At 50.4% G+C, this 14,331-nt stretch carries 15 protein-coding genes; 5 read left to right on the top strand and 10 right to left on the bottom strand.

Annotation, left to right across the window (positions count from 1 at the left end; translation table 11 throughout):
* The first annotated feature begins 24 nt into the window (after positions 1 to 24).
* The 5 genes from artP to artJ all read left to right on the top strand — a co-directional run bounded on the left by artP (position 25) and on the right by artJ (position 3,861).
* Positions 25 to 753: an arginine ABC transporter ATP-binding protein ArtP gene (gene artP / locus AC3G3F_RS12105; RefSeq protein ID WP_000027186.1), complete on the top strand. Its 729-nt coding sequence runs from the start codon at positions 25 to 27 to the stop codon at positions 751 to 753.
* A 17-nt stretch (positions 754 to 770) separates the two neighbouring features.
* Complete coding sequence (gene artI, locus AC3G3F_RS12100; RefSeq protein WP_053510036.1) at positions 771 to 1,502, top strand: arginine ABC transporter substrate-binding protein ArtI; 732 nt, start codon at positions 771 to 773, stop codon at positions 1,500 to 1,502.
* Between the two features lie 6 nt (positions 1,503 to 1,508).
* Positions 1,509 to 2,225 carry an arginine ABC transporter permease ArtQ gene (artQ, locus tag AC3G3F_RS12095; RefSeq protein WP_023246552.1) on the top strand — a complete coding sequence of 239 codons (717 nt, stop codon included), beginning with the start codon at positions 1,509 to 1,511 and terminating at the stop codon, positions 2,223 to 2,225.
* Positions 2,225 to 2,893: an arginine ABC transporter permease ArtM gene (gene artM, locus AC3G3F_RS12090; RefSeq protein ID WP_023246551.1), complete on the top strand. Its 669-nt coding sequence runs from the start codon at positions 2,225 to 2,227 to the stop codon at positions 2,891 to 2,893. The genes artQ and artM overlap by 1 nt, the downstream gene beginning before the upstream one ends.
* A gap of 236 nt (positions 2,894 to 3,129) precedes the next feature.
* Positions 3,130 to 3,861 (top strand): arginine ABC transporter substrate-binding protein ArtJ, encoded by a 732-nt coding sequence (gene artJ / locus AC3G3F_RS12085; RefSeq protein WP_000737540.1) that lies wholly within the window; start codon positions 3,130 to 3,132, stop codon positions 3,859 to 3,861.
* A gap of 219 nt (positions 3,862 to 4,080) precedes the next feature.
* Here artJ and AC3G3F_RS12080 read toward each other — a convergent pair whose 3' ends face one another.
* The 10 genes from AC3G3F_RS12080 to AC3G3F_RS12035 all read right to left on the bottom strand — a co-directional run bounded on the left by AC3G3F_RS12080 (position 4,081) and on the right by AC3G3F_RS12035 (position 14,246).
* On the bottom strand, positions 4,081 to 5,568 hold the full coding sequence (locus AC3G3F_RS12080; protein WP_023246549.1) for a sulfatase: 1,488 nt from the start codon (positions 5,566 to 5,568) through the stop codon (positions 4,081 to 4,083).
* Between the two features lie 9 nt (positions 5,569 to 5,577).
* Complete coding sequence (locus AC3G3F_RS12075) at positions 5,578 to 5,898, bottom strand: PTS sugar transporter subunit IIB (protein WP_488395053.1); 321 nt, start codon at positions 5,896 to 5,898, stop codon at positions 5,578 to 5,580.
* Positions 5,899 to 5,927: 29 nt separating this feature from the next.
* Positions 5,928 to 7,271: a PTS sugar transporter subunit IIC gene (locus AC3G3F_RS12070; RefSeq protein ID WP_053510038.1), complete on the bottom strand. Its 1,344-nt coding sequence runs from the start codon at positions 7,269 to 7,271 to the stop codon at positions 5,928 to 5,930.
* A 294-nt stretch (positions 7,272 to 7,565) separates the two neighbouring features.
* Positions 7,566 to 8,693: a 23S rRNA (uracil(747)-C(5))-methyltransferase RlmC gene (gene rlmC, locus AC3G3F_RS12065; RefSeq protein ID WP_023246546.1), complete on the bottom strand. Its 1,128-nt coding sequence runs from the start codon at positions 8,691 to 8,693 to the stop codon at positions 7,566 to 7,568.
* A 42-nt stretch (positions 8,694 to 8,735) separates the two neighbouring features.
* Positions 8,736 to 9,209 (bottom strand): YbjO family protein, encoded by a 474-nt coding sequence (locus tag AC3G3F_RS12060; protein ID WP_023246545.1) that lies wholly within the window; start codon positions 9,207 to 9,209, stop codon positions 8,736 to 8,738.
* A gap of 73 nt (positions 9,210 to 9,282) precedes the next feature.
* Positions 9,283 to 10,128, bottom strand: a complete 846-nt coding sequence (gene potI / locus AC3G3F_RS12055; RefSeq protein ID WP_023246544.1) for a putrescine ABC transporter permease PotI — start codon at positions 10,126 to 10,128, stop codon at positions 9,283 to 9,285.
* A complete protein-coding gene (potH, locus tag AC3G3F_RS12050) occupies positions 10,125 to 11,078 on the bottom strand; it encodes a putrescine ABC transporter permease PotH (protein ID WP_023246543.1) in 954 nt (317 codons plus the stop codon). Before potH ends, potI begins: the two co-directional genes overlap by 4 nt.
* A gap of 9 nt (positions 11,079 to 11,087) precedes the next feature.
* On the bottom strand, positions 11,088 to 12,221 hold the full coding sequence (potG, locus tag AC3G3F_RS12045; protein WP_023246542.1) for a putrescine ABC transporter ATP-binding subunit PotG: 1,134 nt from the start codon (positions 12,219 to 12,221) through the stop codon (positions 11,088 to 11,090).
* Between the two features lie 87 nt (positions 12,222 to 12,308).
* Positions 12,309 to 13,421 carry a spermidine/putrescine ABC transporter substrate-binding protein PotF gene (gene potF, locus AC3G3F_RS12040; protein ID WP_023246541.1) on the bottom strand — a complete coding sequence of 371 codons (1,113 nt, stop codon included), beginning with the start codon at positions 13,419 to 13,421 and terminating at the stop codon, positions 12,309 to 12,311.
* A gap of 348 nt (positions 13,422 to 13,769) precedes the next feature.
* The gene (locus AC3G3F_RS12035) at positions 13,770 to 14,246 is read right to left on the bottom strand and encodes a YbjN domain-containing protein (RefSeq protein ID WP_000624814.1); all 477 of its coding nucleotides are present in this window, start codon (positions 14,244 to 14,246) and stop codon (positions 13,770 to 13,772) included.
* Between the last annotated feature and the right edge of the window lie 85 nt (positions 14,247 to 14,331).

Raw genomic sequence — 14,331 nt, 5'->3', positions numbered from 1 at the left:
CAGACTGCCAGTATACGAGTGTCAATGAGTATTCAATTAAACGGCATTAATTGCTTTTACGGCGCGCATCAGGCGCTGTTCGATATCACGCTGGATTGCCCCGAAGGCGAAACGCTGGTGTTGCTTGGCCCAAGCGGGGCGGGTAAAAGTTCGCTGCTGCGTGTACTCAATCTGCTTGAGATGCCGCGCTCCGGCACTCTGACTATCGCCGGGAACCATTTTGACTTTACGAAAACGCCGTCCGATAAGGCGATTCGTGAGCTGCGTCAAAATGTTGGAATGGTCTTTCAGCAATATAATCTTTGGCCGCATCTCACCGTTGTGCAGAATCTGATTGAAGCGCCCTGCCGCGTACTGGGTCTGACAAAAGATCAGGCGCTGGCGCGCGCAGAAAAGCTGCTGGAGCGTCTGCGTCTGAAGCCATATAGCGATCGTTATCCGTTGCACCTTTCCGGCGGTCAGCAGCAGCGCGTCGCGATTGCCCGCGCGCTGATGATGGAACCGCAGGTGCTGCTGTTTGATGAACCGACCGCCGCGCTGGACCCGGAAATTACTGCTCAAATCGTCAGTATTATTCATGAACTGGCAGAAACGAACATTACTCAGGTGATCGTTACGCATGAAGTCGAAGTGGCGCGTAAGACCGCCAGTCGTGTGATTTATATGGAAAATGGTCACATCGTCGAGCACGGTGATGCGGGTTGCTTTGCCCACCCTCAGACCGAAGCATTCAAAAACTATCTCTCTCACTAAGATTCGGGACAATGACAATGAAAAAAGTTCTGATTGCCGCGCTAATTGCAGGCTTTAGCCTTTCCGCTACAGCAGCCCAGACCATTCGTTTTGCGACCGAAGCGTCCTATCCTCCGTTCGAATCGATGGATGCTAATAACAAGATTGTCGGCTTTGACGTCGACCTGGCCAACGCGTTATGTAAAGAGATCGACGCCACCTGTACCTTTACCAATCAGGCGTTCGACAGCCTGATCCCCAGCCTGAAATTCCGCCGCTTCGACGCTGTAATGGCGGGAATGGATATCACGCCGGAACGTGAAAAGCAGGTGCTGTTTACTACGCCATATTACGACAACTCCGCGCTGTTTATTGGTCAGCAGGGTAAATATACCAGCGTCGATCAACTGAAAGGTAAGAAAGTCGGCGTACAGAACGGTACGACGCACCAGAAATTCATCATGGATAAACATCCGGAAATCACCACCGTACCGTATGACAGCTATCAGAACGCGAAGCTGGATCTACAAAATGGCCGTATCGACGCCGTTTTCGGCGACACGGCGGTCGTGACCGAATGGCTGAAAGCCAATCCTAAGCTGGCACCGGTCGGCGATAAAGTCACCGATAAAGATTATTTCGGCACTGGTCTGGGTATCGCGGTACGCCAGGGCAACACCGAGCTGCAGCAGAAATTCAATACTGCGCTGGAAAAAGTGAAGAAAGATGGGACTTACGAGACCATCTATAACAAATGGTTCCAGAAGTAATCTTTGATGAACGAATTTTTTCCTTTAGCAAGCGCCGCCGGGATGACCGTCGGCCTTGCCGTCTGCGCGCTGATCATTGGCCTCGCGTTAGCCATGTTCTTTGCCGTCTGGGAGTCCGTAAAATGGCGCCCGATTGCCTGGATGGGTTCCGCGCTGGTTACTATTTTGCGCGGCCTGCCGGAAATTCTGGTGGTGCTGTTTATCTATTTCGGCTCCTCGCAGCTCCTGCTTACGCTGTCTGACGGGTTTACCCTCCATCTCGGCTTTGCACAGATCCCAGTGCAAATGGAGATTGAGAACTTTGATGTCAGTCCTTTCCTGTGCGGTGTGATTGCGTTGTCCCTGCTGTATGCGGCCTATGCGTCGCAGACGCTACGCGGCGCGTTGAAAGCCGTTCCGTCGGGTCAGTGGGAGTCGGGTCAGGCACTGGGATTATCAAAGACGGCGATTTTTTTCCGTCTGGTGATGCCGCAGATGTGGCGTCACGCCCTGCCAGGGCTGGGTAATCAGTGGCTGGTGTTGCTAAAAGATACGGCTCTGGTCAGCCTTATCAGCGTTAACGATCTGATGTTGCAGACAAAAAGTATTGCCACCCGCACCCAGGAACCGTTTAACTGGTACATTATTGCGGCGGCTATTTACCTGGTCATTACGCTGATCAGTCAGTACATTCTCAAACGCATAGACCTGCGCGCGACACGTTTTGAGCGGAGGCCGAACTAATGCTTGAGTATTTACCTGAACTGCTAAAAGGGCTACACACCAGCCTGACGTTGACCGTGGCTTCTATTGCCGTCGCTCTGGTGCTGGCGTTAGTTTTTACCATCATCCTGACGCTAAAAACGCCGTTCGTGGTGTGGCTGGTGCGCGGCTATATCACGTTGTTTACCGGCACGCCGTTGTTGGTGCAAATTTTTCTGATCTACTACGGACCCGGCCAATTCCCGACGCTGCAAGAGTATCCAATACTCTGGCATCTACTGTCTGAACCGTGGCTATGCGCGCTGATCGCGTTGTCGCTAAACAGCGCCGCTTACACCACGCAGCTATTTTATGGCGCGATTCGCGCGATTCCGGAAGGTCAGTGGCAGTCCTGCGGCGCGCTGGGGATGAGTAAAAAAGATACGCTGGCGATTTTGTTGCCCTATGCGTTTAAACGCGCCCTCTCCTCTTACTCTAATGAGGTGGTACTGGTCTTCAAAAGTACCTCGCTGGCCTATACCATCACCTTGATGGAAGTCATGGGTTACAGTCAATTGCTCTATGGTCGCACCTACGATGTGATGGTATTTGGCGCGGCAGGCGTAATTTACCTGGTCGTCAACGGTCTATTGACGCTGATGATGCGTTTGATTGAGCGTAAAGCCCTGGCGTTTGAGCGGCGCAATTAACCAGGCAGGATAAGACGTTCGCGCCGCCATCCGGCAATTGTCTAATGGCGCTGCGATTATCAAGTCTCCGATGCATAATATTGAATAAATCAGACGGACAAGTGGTTAACCTGTCCGTCTTTTTTTATTCTCAATAAAATATTTAATCATTTATATTGCATATAAATTCAAATAATGGCATTGTAAATCTATGCCGCAGATACGGCGCATAATCATAAGATTACGGGAGTGACATCATGAAAAAGTTAGTTCTGGCTGCATTACTCGCCTCTTTTGCCACTGGCAGCATCGCCGCTGAAAAAATCAATTTCGGTGTTTCCGCCACCTATCCACCGTTTGAATCCCTGGATGCGAGCAATAAAATTGTGGGCTTTGATATCGATCTGGCGACCGCATTATGCAAACAAATGCAGGCAGAATGTACTTTTACCAATCATGCTTTCGATAGCCTTATCCCGGCGCTGAAATTCAGAAAATATGATGCGGTAATTTCCGGAATGGACATTACCCCGGAGCGCAGCAAACAGGTCGCCTTTAGCAACCCCTATTATGCAAACTCCGCGCTGGTGATTGCGAAAAAAGAGACGTATAAAACCTTTGCCGACCTAAAAGGTAAGCGTATCGGTATGGAAAACGGCACCACGCATCAGAAATATCTCCAGGATAAACATCCGGAGGTCAAAACCGTGGCCTACGATAGCTACCAGAATGCGATTATCGACCTGAAAAATGGCCGTATTGACGGCGTCTTTGGCGATACCGCAGTGGTCAATGAGTGGCTGAAAACGAATCCGCAACTGGGTCCGGCAACAGAGAAAGTGACTGACCCGCAATACTTCGGCACCGGGCTTGGCATCGCGGTGCGTCCGGACAATAAAGCGCTGCTGGAAAAACTGAATAATGCGCTGACGGCCATTAAAGCGGACGGCACTTATCAGAAAATCAGCGATCAGTGGTTCCCGCAGTAAGACGCATGTTATTAGCCCATCGTATTGCCAAATGACAGCGTAAATGCCTTATTCAGCCCACGGGTCGCAATCAGGAAATCATCCAGGCCTGATAAGCGCAGCACCATCGGGCATTCTATAATTTGTCATCAGTCTCAATCGCCTGCATCAACAGGCGATTCGCACTAATACCTGCCGGGTGGCGCTGACGCGTACCCGGCTTACAACGTTGTAACGTTCTTAGGCAATGTCCAGACCCAGACGGCGATACTGCTCCGCCGGGGCATCATTTTCTTTCATCAAGCGAATAAGTAAGTTGATCATCCTTGCTTCGATGGCCTCATCACGAATGGGATGTTGCTGCTGCGGATCGTCTCTGAGATCAAACAAGAGATGACCAAAGCTATTCACACCTTTATATTTTTCCCTGGCCGGAATACGTAATACCTGAAGCCCTTTAGTAAAGTTAAACGGAGGTGCCAAAGATAATTTTCCCAGTTCATCCACGTCATAACGCGCATTCATCTTGATCGGCATTAACGTGTAGTTCGCAATATCATGCTCACGCCCCGGCTGTGCGGCCCGCATGTAAACGTAGCGTCCGTCGGTAACATTGACATGCCCGCTAAACACGCCAAACAGCGCGCCTTCCCTGACGGATTCATTACTGGCAATCACTTTCGCCAACGCTTGTCCCTGAACGTCCGCGGGAATGGGTTGCTGAAAATAATCCAGTAGCGTTGGTGCCCAGTCAATCATCTGTACCAACGATTGCCGTCGCGCTCCGCATACCGCGCTGCGCGGGTCCCAGATAAACAGCGGGCTATTCGCCACCTCGTTATAATAGGGCATCTGATTTTTAGCCCACCAGCCGTGCTCTCCCAGTAAGAAGCCGTGATCGGTACCGACAATCAGCATCGTATCGCGCCAAAGATTGCGTTCATCCATAAGATCAAGAATGCGTCCCAGATTGCGGTCGCACATGGAAACCAGGGCCCGATAACGACAGCGAATATGCGCAATCGCCTCCTCACTTTCACTGACTTTGCCACGCGGCCAGTCATAGTGTGGGCCTTGCCACTCATCGTCATAGAGCGATAAATATTCCTCGGTGGTATAAAACGGTTCATGCGGATCGAACGTCTCAACCTGCAATAACCAATTATCTTCGGCATGATTTTTATGGATAAAATCGCACCCGGCGTCAAAAACTTTTGTCTGAGGAAAATCGGCTTCCTGCTGAATATATTCGCGATTTGCCCAGTCTTGACGCCACAACCCGGAAACACCGCCTCCGGTTTGTTTTTGTGGGATGCGCAGCACTTCCGGAATGGGCGGCTCGCCAACGCTCGCCTTCCAGTGGTCGCCCTCCTGCCCGCGCACTACGTCCCAGGAGCTATAGCGGTTATGGTAGTTACCGCCGCCATCTTCCCAGTAATGCAAGTGATCGCTGATAAGATGGGTGTAGATACCCGCTTTTTTCAGTAATTCCGGCATAGAATCATCAAAGGGTTCCAGCGGCCCCCACTCACGATGCAGGAAATTATAGCGCCCGGTGTGCAGCTCCCGACGGGCTGGCATGCAGGGCATACTGCCGACATAACTATTGTCAAAGGTGGCGGCATGTGTCGCCAAACGTTGAAAATTAGGCGCTTTTGTTAGTAAATCGCCATAGGGCGGCAAATAGTTTTTATTCAGACTGTCAAACAGCAGAATAATCGCTTTCATGACTCACCCTCATTTGTTGAGCAGGTGCGGAAAATTTTTCTCTACCACGTCGTAAATCTGTTTACCTATTGATTCACCATCCATGATATTTTCAATGGGAATGAGATATTGTCCGTGTTTAGGATCGAGGCTGACAACATCAAGCAATTTTTTCGAAATTGCATAAATATCAGCCCAGTCGGTAAATCCACCGACCTCTCCTGCCGCCGTATGTTCCATAGCAAAAGAGAAGTTATATTTTACTAGCGCTTTTTTAACAACAGTCTGTAGCATTACGCTACTACCTACGCCATAACCACATACGAATAAAATATTTATAGAATCTTTCATAATAAAATCCTTTATATAAACCGAATCAATTAAATGGAATAAGGACCAAGATGGAACGTTGAAGCAATAAATTTCAGTAATTCACAAATCGCCGGCCACAAAGTTGCCCAGTCAAATATTCCCGTCCAGCCCACACCTTCTTTTGCCAGCCCGCTTAAAGGAATGGCCCATACCGTACCGAAAGTCTGAATAATTCCTAACAAGAAAGTACAAATAATAACGGAACGATATCCCCCCATCCGGTTGGCTAATACGCCGATTGGACCGCCGGAAAAGAAGAGTGGAACAAAACCAGGCAATACCATAATAGGGCTATGAGTGAGCAGCAGAATGCCCATGGAAAAAATCGTGCCGAAGGTACAAAAGACGAATCCCAGAGTGGCCGCGTTCGGCGAGAAAGGTAATAAGGCAGCAACATCCACAGCCGGTATGGCGTTAGGAATAAAGCGATCCTGCCATCCTTTAAACGAGCCATTAATTTCACCCACCATCATCCGCACGCCCTGCAGCAAGATGACCATATACATAGAGAATTGCAGGCCCAGATTGATAATATAGATATACCAGGGTTTGCCTTTCGCCATTAGCTGTACGTTATCGATCCCTGTCGCCAGTAAAAAACCACCAACGAAGAGCGTCATCACAATGGCGATTGCCGTAACATTGTGGTTAAAAATAGCTAACCAACCGGGAAGTTTCAGGTTTTCAGCATCATGCTTTTGCGGATCGCCGAATTTATGCGCGAATTTCGAGAAAAACCACAGTCCCAGCATCTGGTTATGCGCGATGGTAAAACCTGCGTTATTGGTCACTTTGGCGATGGGCTTAACAATGAGCGTGGTTGAAAACGCCCAAAATACCCCGGTCAATATCCCGGCAATCACAATTGATTGCACCCAACCGAAACCCAGCCAGAAGACGATTAACCACAGTACCGCTTGCGAATGAGAGACCCCGGTATTGCCGGTAAGAAATATACCTTTTGCACCGGTATAACGCCCGAATAAAACTAATACCAGGTTAGTAAAAAACGCCAGTACAAAAACGTATCCGACATAACCGAAATTATCACCCAGAGCTATTTGCGTCGCGGCTTTCATCGCGTATGAATCCATTAAGTATCCATGCACGCCATAAGCCTTACTTACTGCCACTGCAACCGGTTTAAAAGTAGCTGAAAATTGAAAGCCGCCAAATAGCACCATCATCAAACCGACCATCGCGCTGATCATACCGGTAATAATTTTTATAGGCGTCTTTTTATCCAGTGTATAGCCAATACCGACTAATATCCCAATTAATATTGCAGGTTCAGTTAAAAACGTTTGAATAACATCTATAAATTTGGCAAACATCATCTGAACGCCCTCCATAAGCGTACCTATTCGTTGTCATAATTGACCCCTTTACTGACGTTACGTATTGCTTCGCTGATGCTATTAAAATTTATTCGATAAACCGCCTTATCTCATTTTGCCTTATACGCACTGTAATAATCAAAAATAGTCATTGAAAGATTTAAAGTGACTATTTGTGATTTGATTTGCAAAAATAGAGCAATATATAACCATGATCGATCGGTGTTTTTTATCGATCGATTATGGTTATTATTATTTATGGATAATTAAACAGTTAGTATAGATATTTTGTATGCATAACTTCTGGCGCTACAGCCTGCAAAGCAATGTTAACACTTCATAATGCGCGGTATGGGGGAACATATCGAAAAGCTGAACACGTTGAATACGGTAGTTCGGCAGATGGCGAATATCCTGCGCCATTGTCTTTGCGTTACAGCTTGAATAAATGATAAAACGCGGTGCCATTTGTGCAAGGTAATCGCACAACGGCTTGCCAATGCCGCGGCGGGGAGGATTCACCAACACCAGATCGGGCGTTTCGCCTTGTGCGGTGGCGAACTGGGTGGAATCCAGCGCCTGGAAATGAAGGCGGGTTAATCCCAGCTCGGCCGCAGATTGCTTCGCGCAGGCAATCGCCTCCGGCGCGATCTCAATACCGGTTAATTGCATCTGCGGCGTCGCGCAGTGCAGGCCGAATCCGCCCACTCCGCAAAAAAGATCCCACATATGGCGTACCGGCAATTGCCCTACCCAGTCGCGCGCCGTCGCATATAATCGGCTGGCAACCGTAGGGTTAGTTTGAAAGAAACTTTGCGGGCGAACCCACAGCGGCACATCGTTAAAACGTTCCGCCAGCGCCTGCTGATCCGTCAGGTAGATTTCCGTCTCTCCTTCCATAATCGCCATATGTACCGGCTGAATATTCGCGGTAATCACCCTGAGCTGCGGCAGTTGCTCGCGCAGCCTCGGTAACGCCGCGCGCAGTTGCCTGAGCTTGTTTTCTGAACGCAACACGAAGCGTAGCATCATGCCGCCATCAAATTGACTTTCCGTCAGCAACAGGTATTTCAGTTCGCCGCGTTTTCGCGCCACGTTATAAGGCGTGAGCCCGGCGCGGGCGATAAAGGGTTTTAGCGCGCTGAACACGGGGGCAAAGGAAGCGGGATACAGCGGGCAGCCGCAAAGATCAACCGGCGTACCGTCGCGATGCAGCATCCCGAATAGCGGTTTTTCTACACTACCGCTCACGACCATTTTCGCTTTATTACGGAAACCCTGCTCCGGGCCGCCAATCGGCGCACACCACTGTTCAACAGGCAGTCCGGTCAGCAAACGATGTAAATCGGCTGTTTTTGCGGAAAGTTGCTCGTTAACCGGCTGCGTAATCCATTGACAGGAACGGCAGCGACCCGCGTCATAGAGTGCGCACTGCATACCAAAAAACCTTCATATTATCCGGGGCGACGATTATACACATTATTGCAGCCGGAAGAACCGACGGCTGGGAGCGGGAATAAACAGCAGAAACAGAATTAAAAGATCGGGGAGTTTTTGCATGACCAGTGAATGCAGGATATCACGCTTCGATTCTCCCGCGATACTAAACAGCTCCGGATACCCGTAGCCCAACGAAGCCGCCCACAGATAGCCGCTCACAATAATTTGTGTCGCCATGTACGCCCAGCGCGCCCAGCTACGCCCTTTCACCAGCGAAAACGCGCAATAAATTTCAATAAAGACCAATACTAAGCTTGCCAGAAAGACCAGGGTTAAGCTCCACGTCTGCACGCTGCGATGAATAAACTCGCCCATCCCACGTATGCCGAGGGTATGCATAATCATCAGCACATCGAGACCGCGAATCAAAATAATCGCCATAGCCGCAACCTGCACCAGCGTAGGCACATTTAGACGAGCATGTGATGAGGTTGATTGCTTTAAAAATCCCAATGAATGTCTTCCCTGAAAATGATGCCGCGACCCGCGCGGCAACGCATTGCCATAGTGGAAGATTTTAGTGACTTCAACCGCGTCTTGCACGCTGGATATCGCGAATCCGCTGTTTTTCCGCTCGCGCCATCAGGTACCAGGCAATAAATCCGACGATTCCTACCACGCCGAGGATTAACGTCGCCAGCGCGTTGATTTCCGGGTTCACGCCCATGCGCACGCTGGAGAAAACCAACATCGGCAACGTGGTGGCACCGGGACCGGAAACGAAGCTGGCAATCACCAGATCGTCAAGGGAGAGCGTAAAGGCCAACAGCCAGCCCGAAATCACCGCTGGCATGATCATTGGTAGCGTAATGACAAAAAAGACCTTCAGCGGCGCTGCGCCAAGATCCATCGCCGCCTCTTCAATAGAGCGATCCAGTTCGCGTAATCGCGAAGCGATCACCACCGCCACATAGGCGGTACAGAAAGTGACGTGCGCCAGCCAGATGGTCAGCATACCGCGATCGGAGGGCCAGCCGATGGCATGACCGAGCGCGACAAACAGCAGCAGCAGCGACAGTCCGGTAATCACATCCGGCATCACTAGCGGCGCGGTGATCATAAACGCAAAGCCGTTTGCGCCGCGAAATCGTCCAAATCGCACCATCACCACCGCGGCGATAGTACCGAGAATCACCGCCATCGTCGCCGCGCAGGCGGCAATCGTCAGGCTTAATCCCACCGCGCTCATCATGGCGGTATCCCGAAACAGCTCGCCGTACCAGCGCGTCGACCATCCCGCCCACACCGTCACCAGCTTCGAACTGTTAAACGAGTAAATCACCAGCATTAACATCGGCGCATAGAGAAAAGTAAACCCCAGCACCAGAATCAGAATGCGCCAGGGCGAGCGAGCGACCGGTAAGTTATTCATCCGTGCTCTCCCACACTTTTTTGCTGATGTTTATGGAACCACATGATTGGTACTATCAGCAGCAGCAACATAATAATGGCGACCGCAGAAGCGACCGGCCAGTCGCGGTTATTGAAAAACTCCTGCCACAGGACGCGACCAATCATGATACTGTCCGGCCCGCCAAGCAATTCCGGGATCACGAACTCGCCCACCGCCGGGATAAAAACCAGCATCGAGCCGGCGATGATTCCGCCTTTGGTGAGCGGGACAATGATGCTAAAAAACGTTTTCAGCGGTCGGGCACCGAGATCCAGCGACGCTTCCACCAGCGAATAATCAATGCGCGTCAATGCGGTATAAATGGGCAGAACCATAAACGGCAGATAGGCATAAACAATGCCAATATAGACTGCCAGGTTAGTGTGCAGGATAGTCAGCGGCTGATCGATAGCCCCGAGCCACAGCAACACATTATTCAGCACGCCGTTGTTTTTCAAAATGCCCATCCAGGCATAGACGCGAATTAAAAAAGACGTCCATGAGGGCAGAATCACCAGCAGCAACAGGATATTGCGCGTGGAGGGTTTACTATGCGCCACCGCCCACGCCAGCGGGTAGCCCAGCAGCAAGCAGCAGATCGTGGAAATACCTGCAATCTGTAAAGATTGCAGGTAGGCCTCAAAATAGAGAGGATCATCGGTCAGTTGCAAAAAATTGCCGAGATTGAGTGTAATCGACAACTGACCGTCGGCCCATTCCAGTAAATCGGTATACGGCGGGATCGCCCGCGCCATTTCCGCCAGGCTTATCTTAAAGACAATGAGAAACGGCAGTAAAAACAGCAGAATGAGCCAGATATAGGGCAAGGCGATAACCAGCTTACGCCCATGTTTCATTTGCATTCGCGCCAACCATAGCGCCGCGCCGCCAGGGTTGCTGTTGCGCGCCGAAGGCTCAAGTGTGCTCATGTTTCCCCCTTATACCGTCAGGACCACGCAACTATCCGCTTCCCAGCACAAACGCACTTCGTCGCCCCAGGCTGGTAACCCTTTCCGGTAACGGTGCGCATTCTGCAGTTGAGCGCTGATCATCTGCCCACTTTTTAGCCGCACATGATAAATAGACAGATCGCCAAGATAGGCAATATGCGCCACTTCGCCGACGGCGAAGTTATAGCCATCGGCAGGCGGCGCATCACACAACATGATTTTTTCCGGACGTAGCGCCACATATACCGGCACATTATCAACGATAGAGGCATCCGCATCGACTTTTAACGGATGTATCAGACCGGGCGCGTCAATGACCAGACCGTCCTCTTCACGCGCTTTTAGTAAGCCCTCAAAAACATTTACCGATCCGATAAATTCGGCGCTATAGCGGGTCGTCGGATGCTCGTAAATCTCCTCCGGTTCGCCAATTTGCACAAACTTGCCACGGTTCATGATGGCGATGCGCCCCGCCATCGTCATCGCTTCTTCCTGATCGTGTGTCACCATGACGCAGGTCACGCCGACGCGCTCAAGGATATCAGCCACTTCAAGCTGCATCCGGTCGCGTAATTTTTTATCCAGCGCGCCCATCGGTTCATCTAACAAGAGCAGCTTAGGACGTTTAGCCAGGCTGCGCGCCAGAGCCACGCGCTGGCGCTGACCGCCGGAAAGCTGATGCGGCTTACGTTTCGCGAACTCCTGCATGTGTACCAGCCCCAGCATCTCTTTGACACGGCTGGCAATCTCCGCCTTCGGCAGTTTGTCCTGCTTCAGACCAAAAGCGATGTTCTGTTCTACCGTCATATGCGGAAACAACGCATAGGATTGAAACATCATATTAATCGGGCGCTGATATGGCGGAACATGCGCCAGATCGACGCCGTCGAGCATAATTTGCCCGCTGCTCGGCACTTCAAAACCTGCCAGCATCCGTAGCAGGGTCGATTTTCCACATCCTGACGCGCCCAGCAGAGCAAAAATCTCGCCTTTATAGATAGTCAGACTGACATCATCGACAGCATGTTGCCCGTCGAATGACTTCGTCAGGTTGCGAATTTCCAGAAGCGGCGTCAGCGCTTTACGGGTTTTCACCTGCGGGCGGTGGGGGGCATCATTCACAAGGCGCTCTCCGGCATAATACAATCAAACGATACAAACGGTGGAATGCCCGATAACGCACGCTTATCAGACCATACCATTAATAAATTACTTACCGCTTTTCACCTTCGTCCATGCGCGGGTACGGACGCGATCAATCTTCGGCTCCTGCACTTTCAGGGTAAACAACTTGGCCCGCACATCCGCCGGCGGATAAATTCCCGGGTTATCGCGCACCTGCTGGCTGACCAGCGCCGTCGCCTCTTTATTCGCATTGGCATAGAAAACGTGATCGGAAATATGGGCAATCACATCAGGGCGCAGCAGATAATTAAGGAACTGGTAGGCCTCATCTTTATTTTTGGCGTCAGCCGGCATGGCAAACACATCAAAAAATGCCATTGCCCCCTCTTTGGGGATCGAGAAAGAGATATTGACGCCATTTTTCGCCTCTTTCGCCCGGTTAGCGGCCTGCCAGACATCGCCCGCCCAGCCGATGGCCACACAGGTATCGCCATTAGCCAGATCGTTAATGTATTGCGAGGAGTGGAAATAGCGAATGTTTGGTCGTAGCTTCAGCAACAGGTCGGTTGCCGGGCCGGTGTAGTCATCCGCTTTGCTGCTATTCGGATCTTTACCCAGATAGTTCAGTACGGTGGCAAAAATTTCTTCAGGCGCATCGAGGAAAGAGACGCCGCAGCTTTTTAGCTTCTCCAGATTTTCCGGCTTGAGGACTAAATCCCAGCTATTCACTGGCGCATCATCCCCCAGCACCGCTTTCACTTTATCAACATTATAGCCAATGCCCGTCGTGGCCCACATATAGGGCATGGCGTATTTGTTGTCAGGATCGTGCTTCGCTACCAGTTTCAGCAGTTCAGGATCGAGGTTTTTCCAGCCGGGAAGTTTGCTTTTATCCAGCGGCTGAAAAACGCCTGCGGTGAGCTGGCGCTCAAGAAAACTGGCCGACGGCACCACCAGATCGAAACCGGTGCTTCCTGCCATTAACTTACCTTCCAGCACTTCGTTAGAGTCAAAAACATCATAGATAACGTTAATCCCGGTCTCTTTTTCAAAGTTCGCCACCGTGTCCGGCGCGATATAATCTGACCAGTTATAAATGTGCAGCGTTTTTTGTCCGGCAGCGAGCGTGCCGACAGAGACGGCCATCAGCGCACCCGCAGCCAGACCCGATAGCCATTTTTTATTTAAGGCGGTCATCATCGCTTTCCTTCTGAAATCCGTTAACAAATGAACCCATTAGACGCGGTTTAAAACATGCCTGAAACGTGCATACCTTTTCATTTGATACAAATGAAGAAGAGAGGTCGCCCTCCCTGCCATCAAGCTCGCTATGAAAGCTTCGCAAGAATAACTTTAGCTAAGGTTTGAGGCTATAGCCCAGATTAAAAAACGCCTTTTATCAATTTTTTATGCAGGTTTTGTCTATGTGATAAAGCGAAATGGTCAGAAAAGAGGTGAATAATTCTTTAAAGAAAGGTTAATAGCAGCATAAAAAAACGTAAACAGCAGCCGCGCTGGCAGCGACTGCCTGATTATCGGGAGGGATCAGTGAAGAAAATGGTCAACTGCGCTGGTTTTTTGCGCGTCTTCTTCCGCGTTAAACAGAAGCTGATGCGCCCCGGCCTCAAGGATCACCATAGAGATCTGCTCTTCACTTTGGCGAACAAACCATTCGAATTGTTCGTAGGTGACACCCTGCATAACGGATAAAGACTGGCACACAACCAGTTTTGGCAGATTATCATCCTGCATATCGAGAAAAGCTTTTACCGTCAACGAACTGGCGTTGATAGCGGAGAGATCGGCCGCCAGCGGCAACAACGCGGAAGGCCTGACTTCCGCCATCGCGGAAAAAAGGACGGTGTTGTCCACCAAATCGATTTTAGCATCGTAGACGCCGTCAAAATTCTGCATATGCGGCAAATGCAGCGCCTGGCAGGTATCACATTCGAAGAAATTCATGCCCAGGTCGTCGAGCCATTGACGCAACGTATCCAGAGTGGGAACGACCAGTGATATCATAATAATGTGCTACCTCTTACGATGACGATGAAAAAATTACCGGCACAGCTTACGCAAAAAGCGTGCTTCGTACTACGACGGAATC

The sequence above is a fragment of the Salmonella sp. FC25216 genome (assembly GCF_057751355.1).
Note: the sequence above shows the minus strand (reverse complement) of the source record. Positions and strands in the feature narration are given on the sequence as shown.

Excerpts from the sequence above, each read along its gene's own strand:
- artP (WP_000027186.1), top strand. The coding sequence starts at position 25 with ATGAGTATTCAATTAAACGGCATTAATTGCTTTTACGGCGCGCATCAG.
- artI (WP_053510036.1), top strand. The coding sequence starts at position 771 with ATGAAAAAAGTTCTGATTGCCGCGCTAATTGCAGGCTTTAGCCTTTCC.
- artQ (WP_023246552.1), top strand. The coding sequence starts at position 1,509 with ATGAACGAATTTTTTCCTTTAGCAAGCGCCGCCGGGATGACCGTCGGC.
- artM (WP_023246551.1), top strand. The coding sequence starts at position 2,225 with ATGCTTGAGTATTTACCTGAACTGCTAAAAGGGCTACACACCAGCCTG.
- artJ (WP_000737540.1), top strand. The coding sequence starts at position 3,130 with ATGAAAAAGTTAGTTCTGGCTGCATTACTCGCCTCTTTTGCCACTGGC.
- AC3G3F_RS12080 (WP_023246549.1), bottom strand. The coding sequence starts at position 5,568 with ATGAAAGCGATTATTCTGCTGTTTGACAGTCTGAATAAAAACTATTTG.
- AC3G3F_RS12075 (WP_488395053.1), bottom strand. The coding sequence starts at position 5,898 with ATGAAAGATTCTATAAATATTTTATTCGTATGTGGTTATGGCGTAGGT.
- AC3G3F_RS12070 (WP_053510038.1), bottom strand. The coding sequence starts at position 7,271 with ATGGAGGGCGTTCAGATGATGTTTGCCAAATTTATAGATGTTATTCAA.
- rlmC (WP_023246546.1), bottom strand. The coding sequence starts at position 8,693 with ATGCAGTGCGCACTCTATGACGCGGGTCGCTGCCGTTCCTGTCAATGG.
- potI (WP_023246544.1), bottom strand. The coding sequence starts at position 10,128 with ATGAATAACTTACCGGTCGCTCGCTCGCCCTGGCGCATTCTGATTCTG.
- potH (WP_023246543.1), bottom strand. The coding sequence starts at position 11,078 with ATGAGCACACTTGAGCCTTCGGCGCGCAACAGCAACCCTGGCGGCGCG.
- potF (WP_023246541.1), bottom strand. The coding sequence starts at position 13,421 with ATGACCGCCTTAAATAAAAAATGGCTATCGGGTCTGGCTGCGGGTGCG.
- AC3G3F_RS12035 (WP_000624814.1), bottom strand. The coding sequence starts at position 14,246 with ATGATATCACTGGTCGTTCCCACTCTGGATACGTTGCGTCAATGGCTC.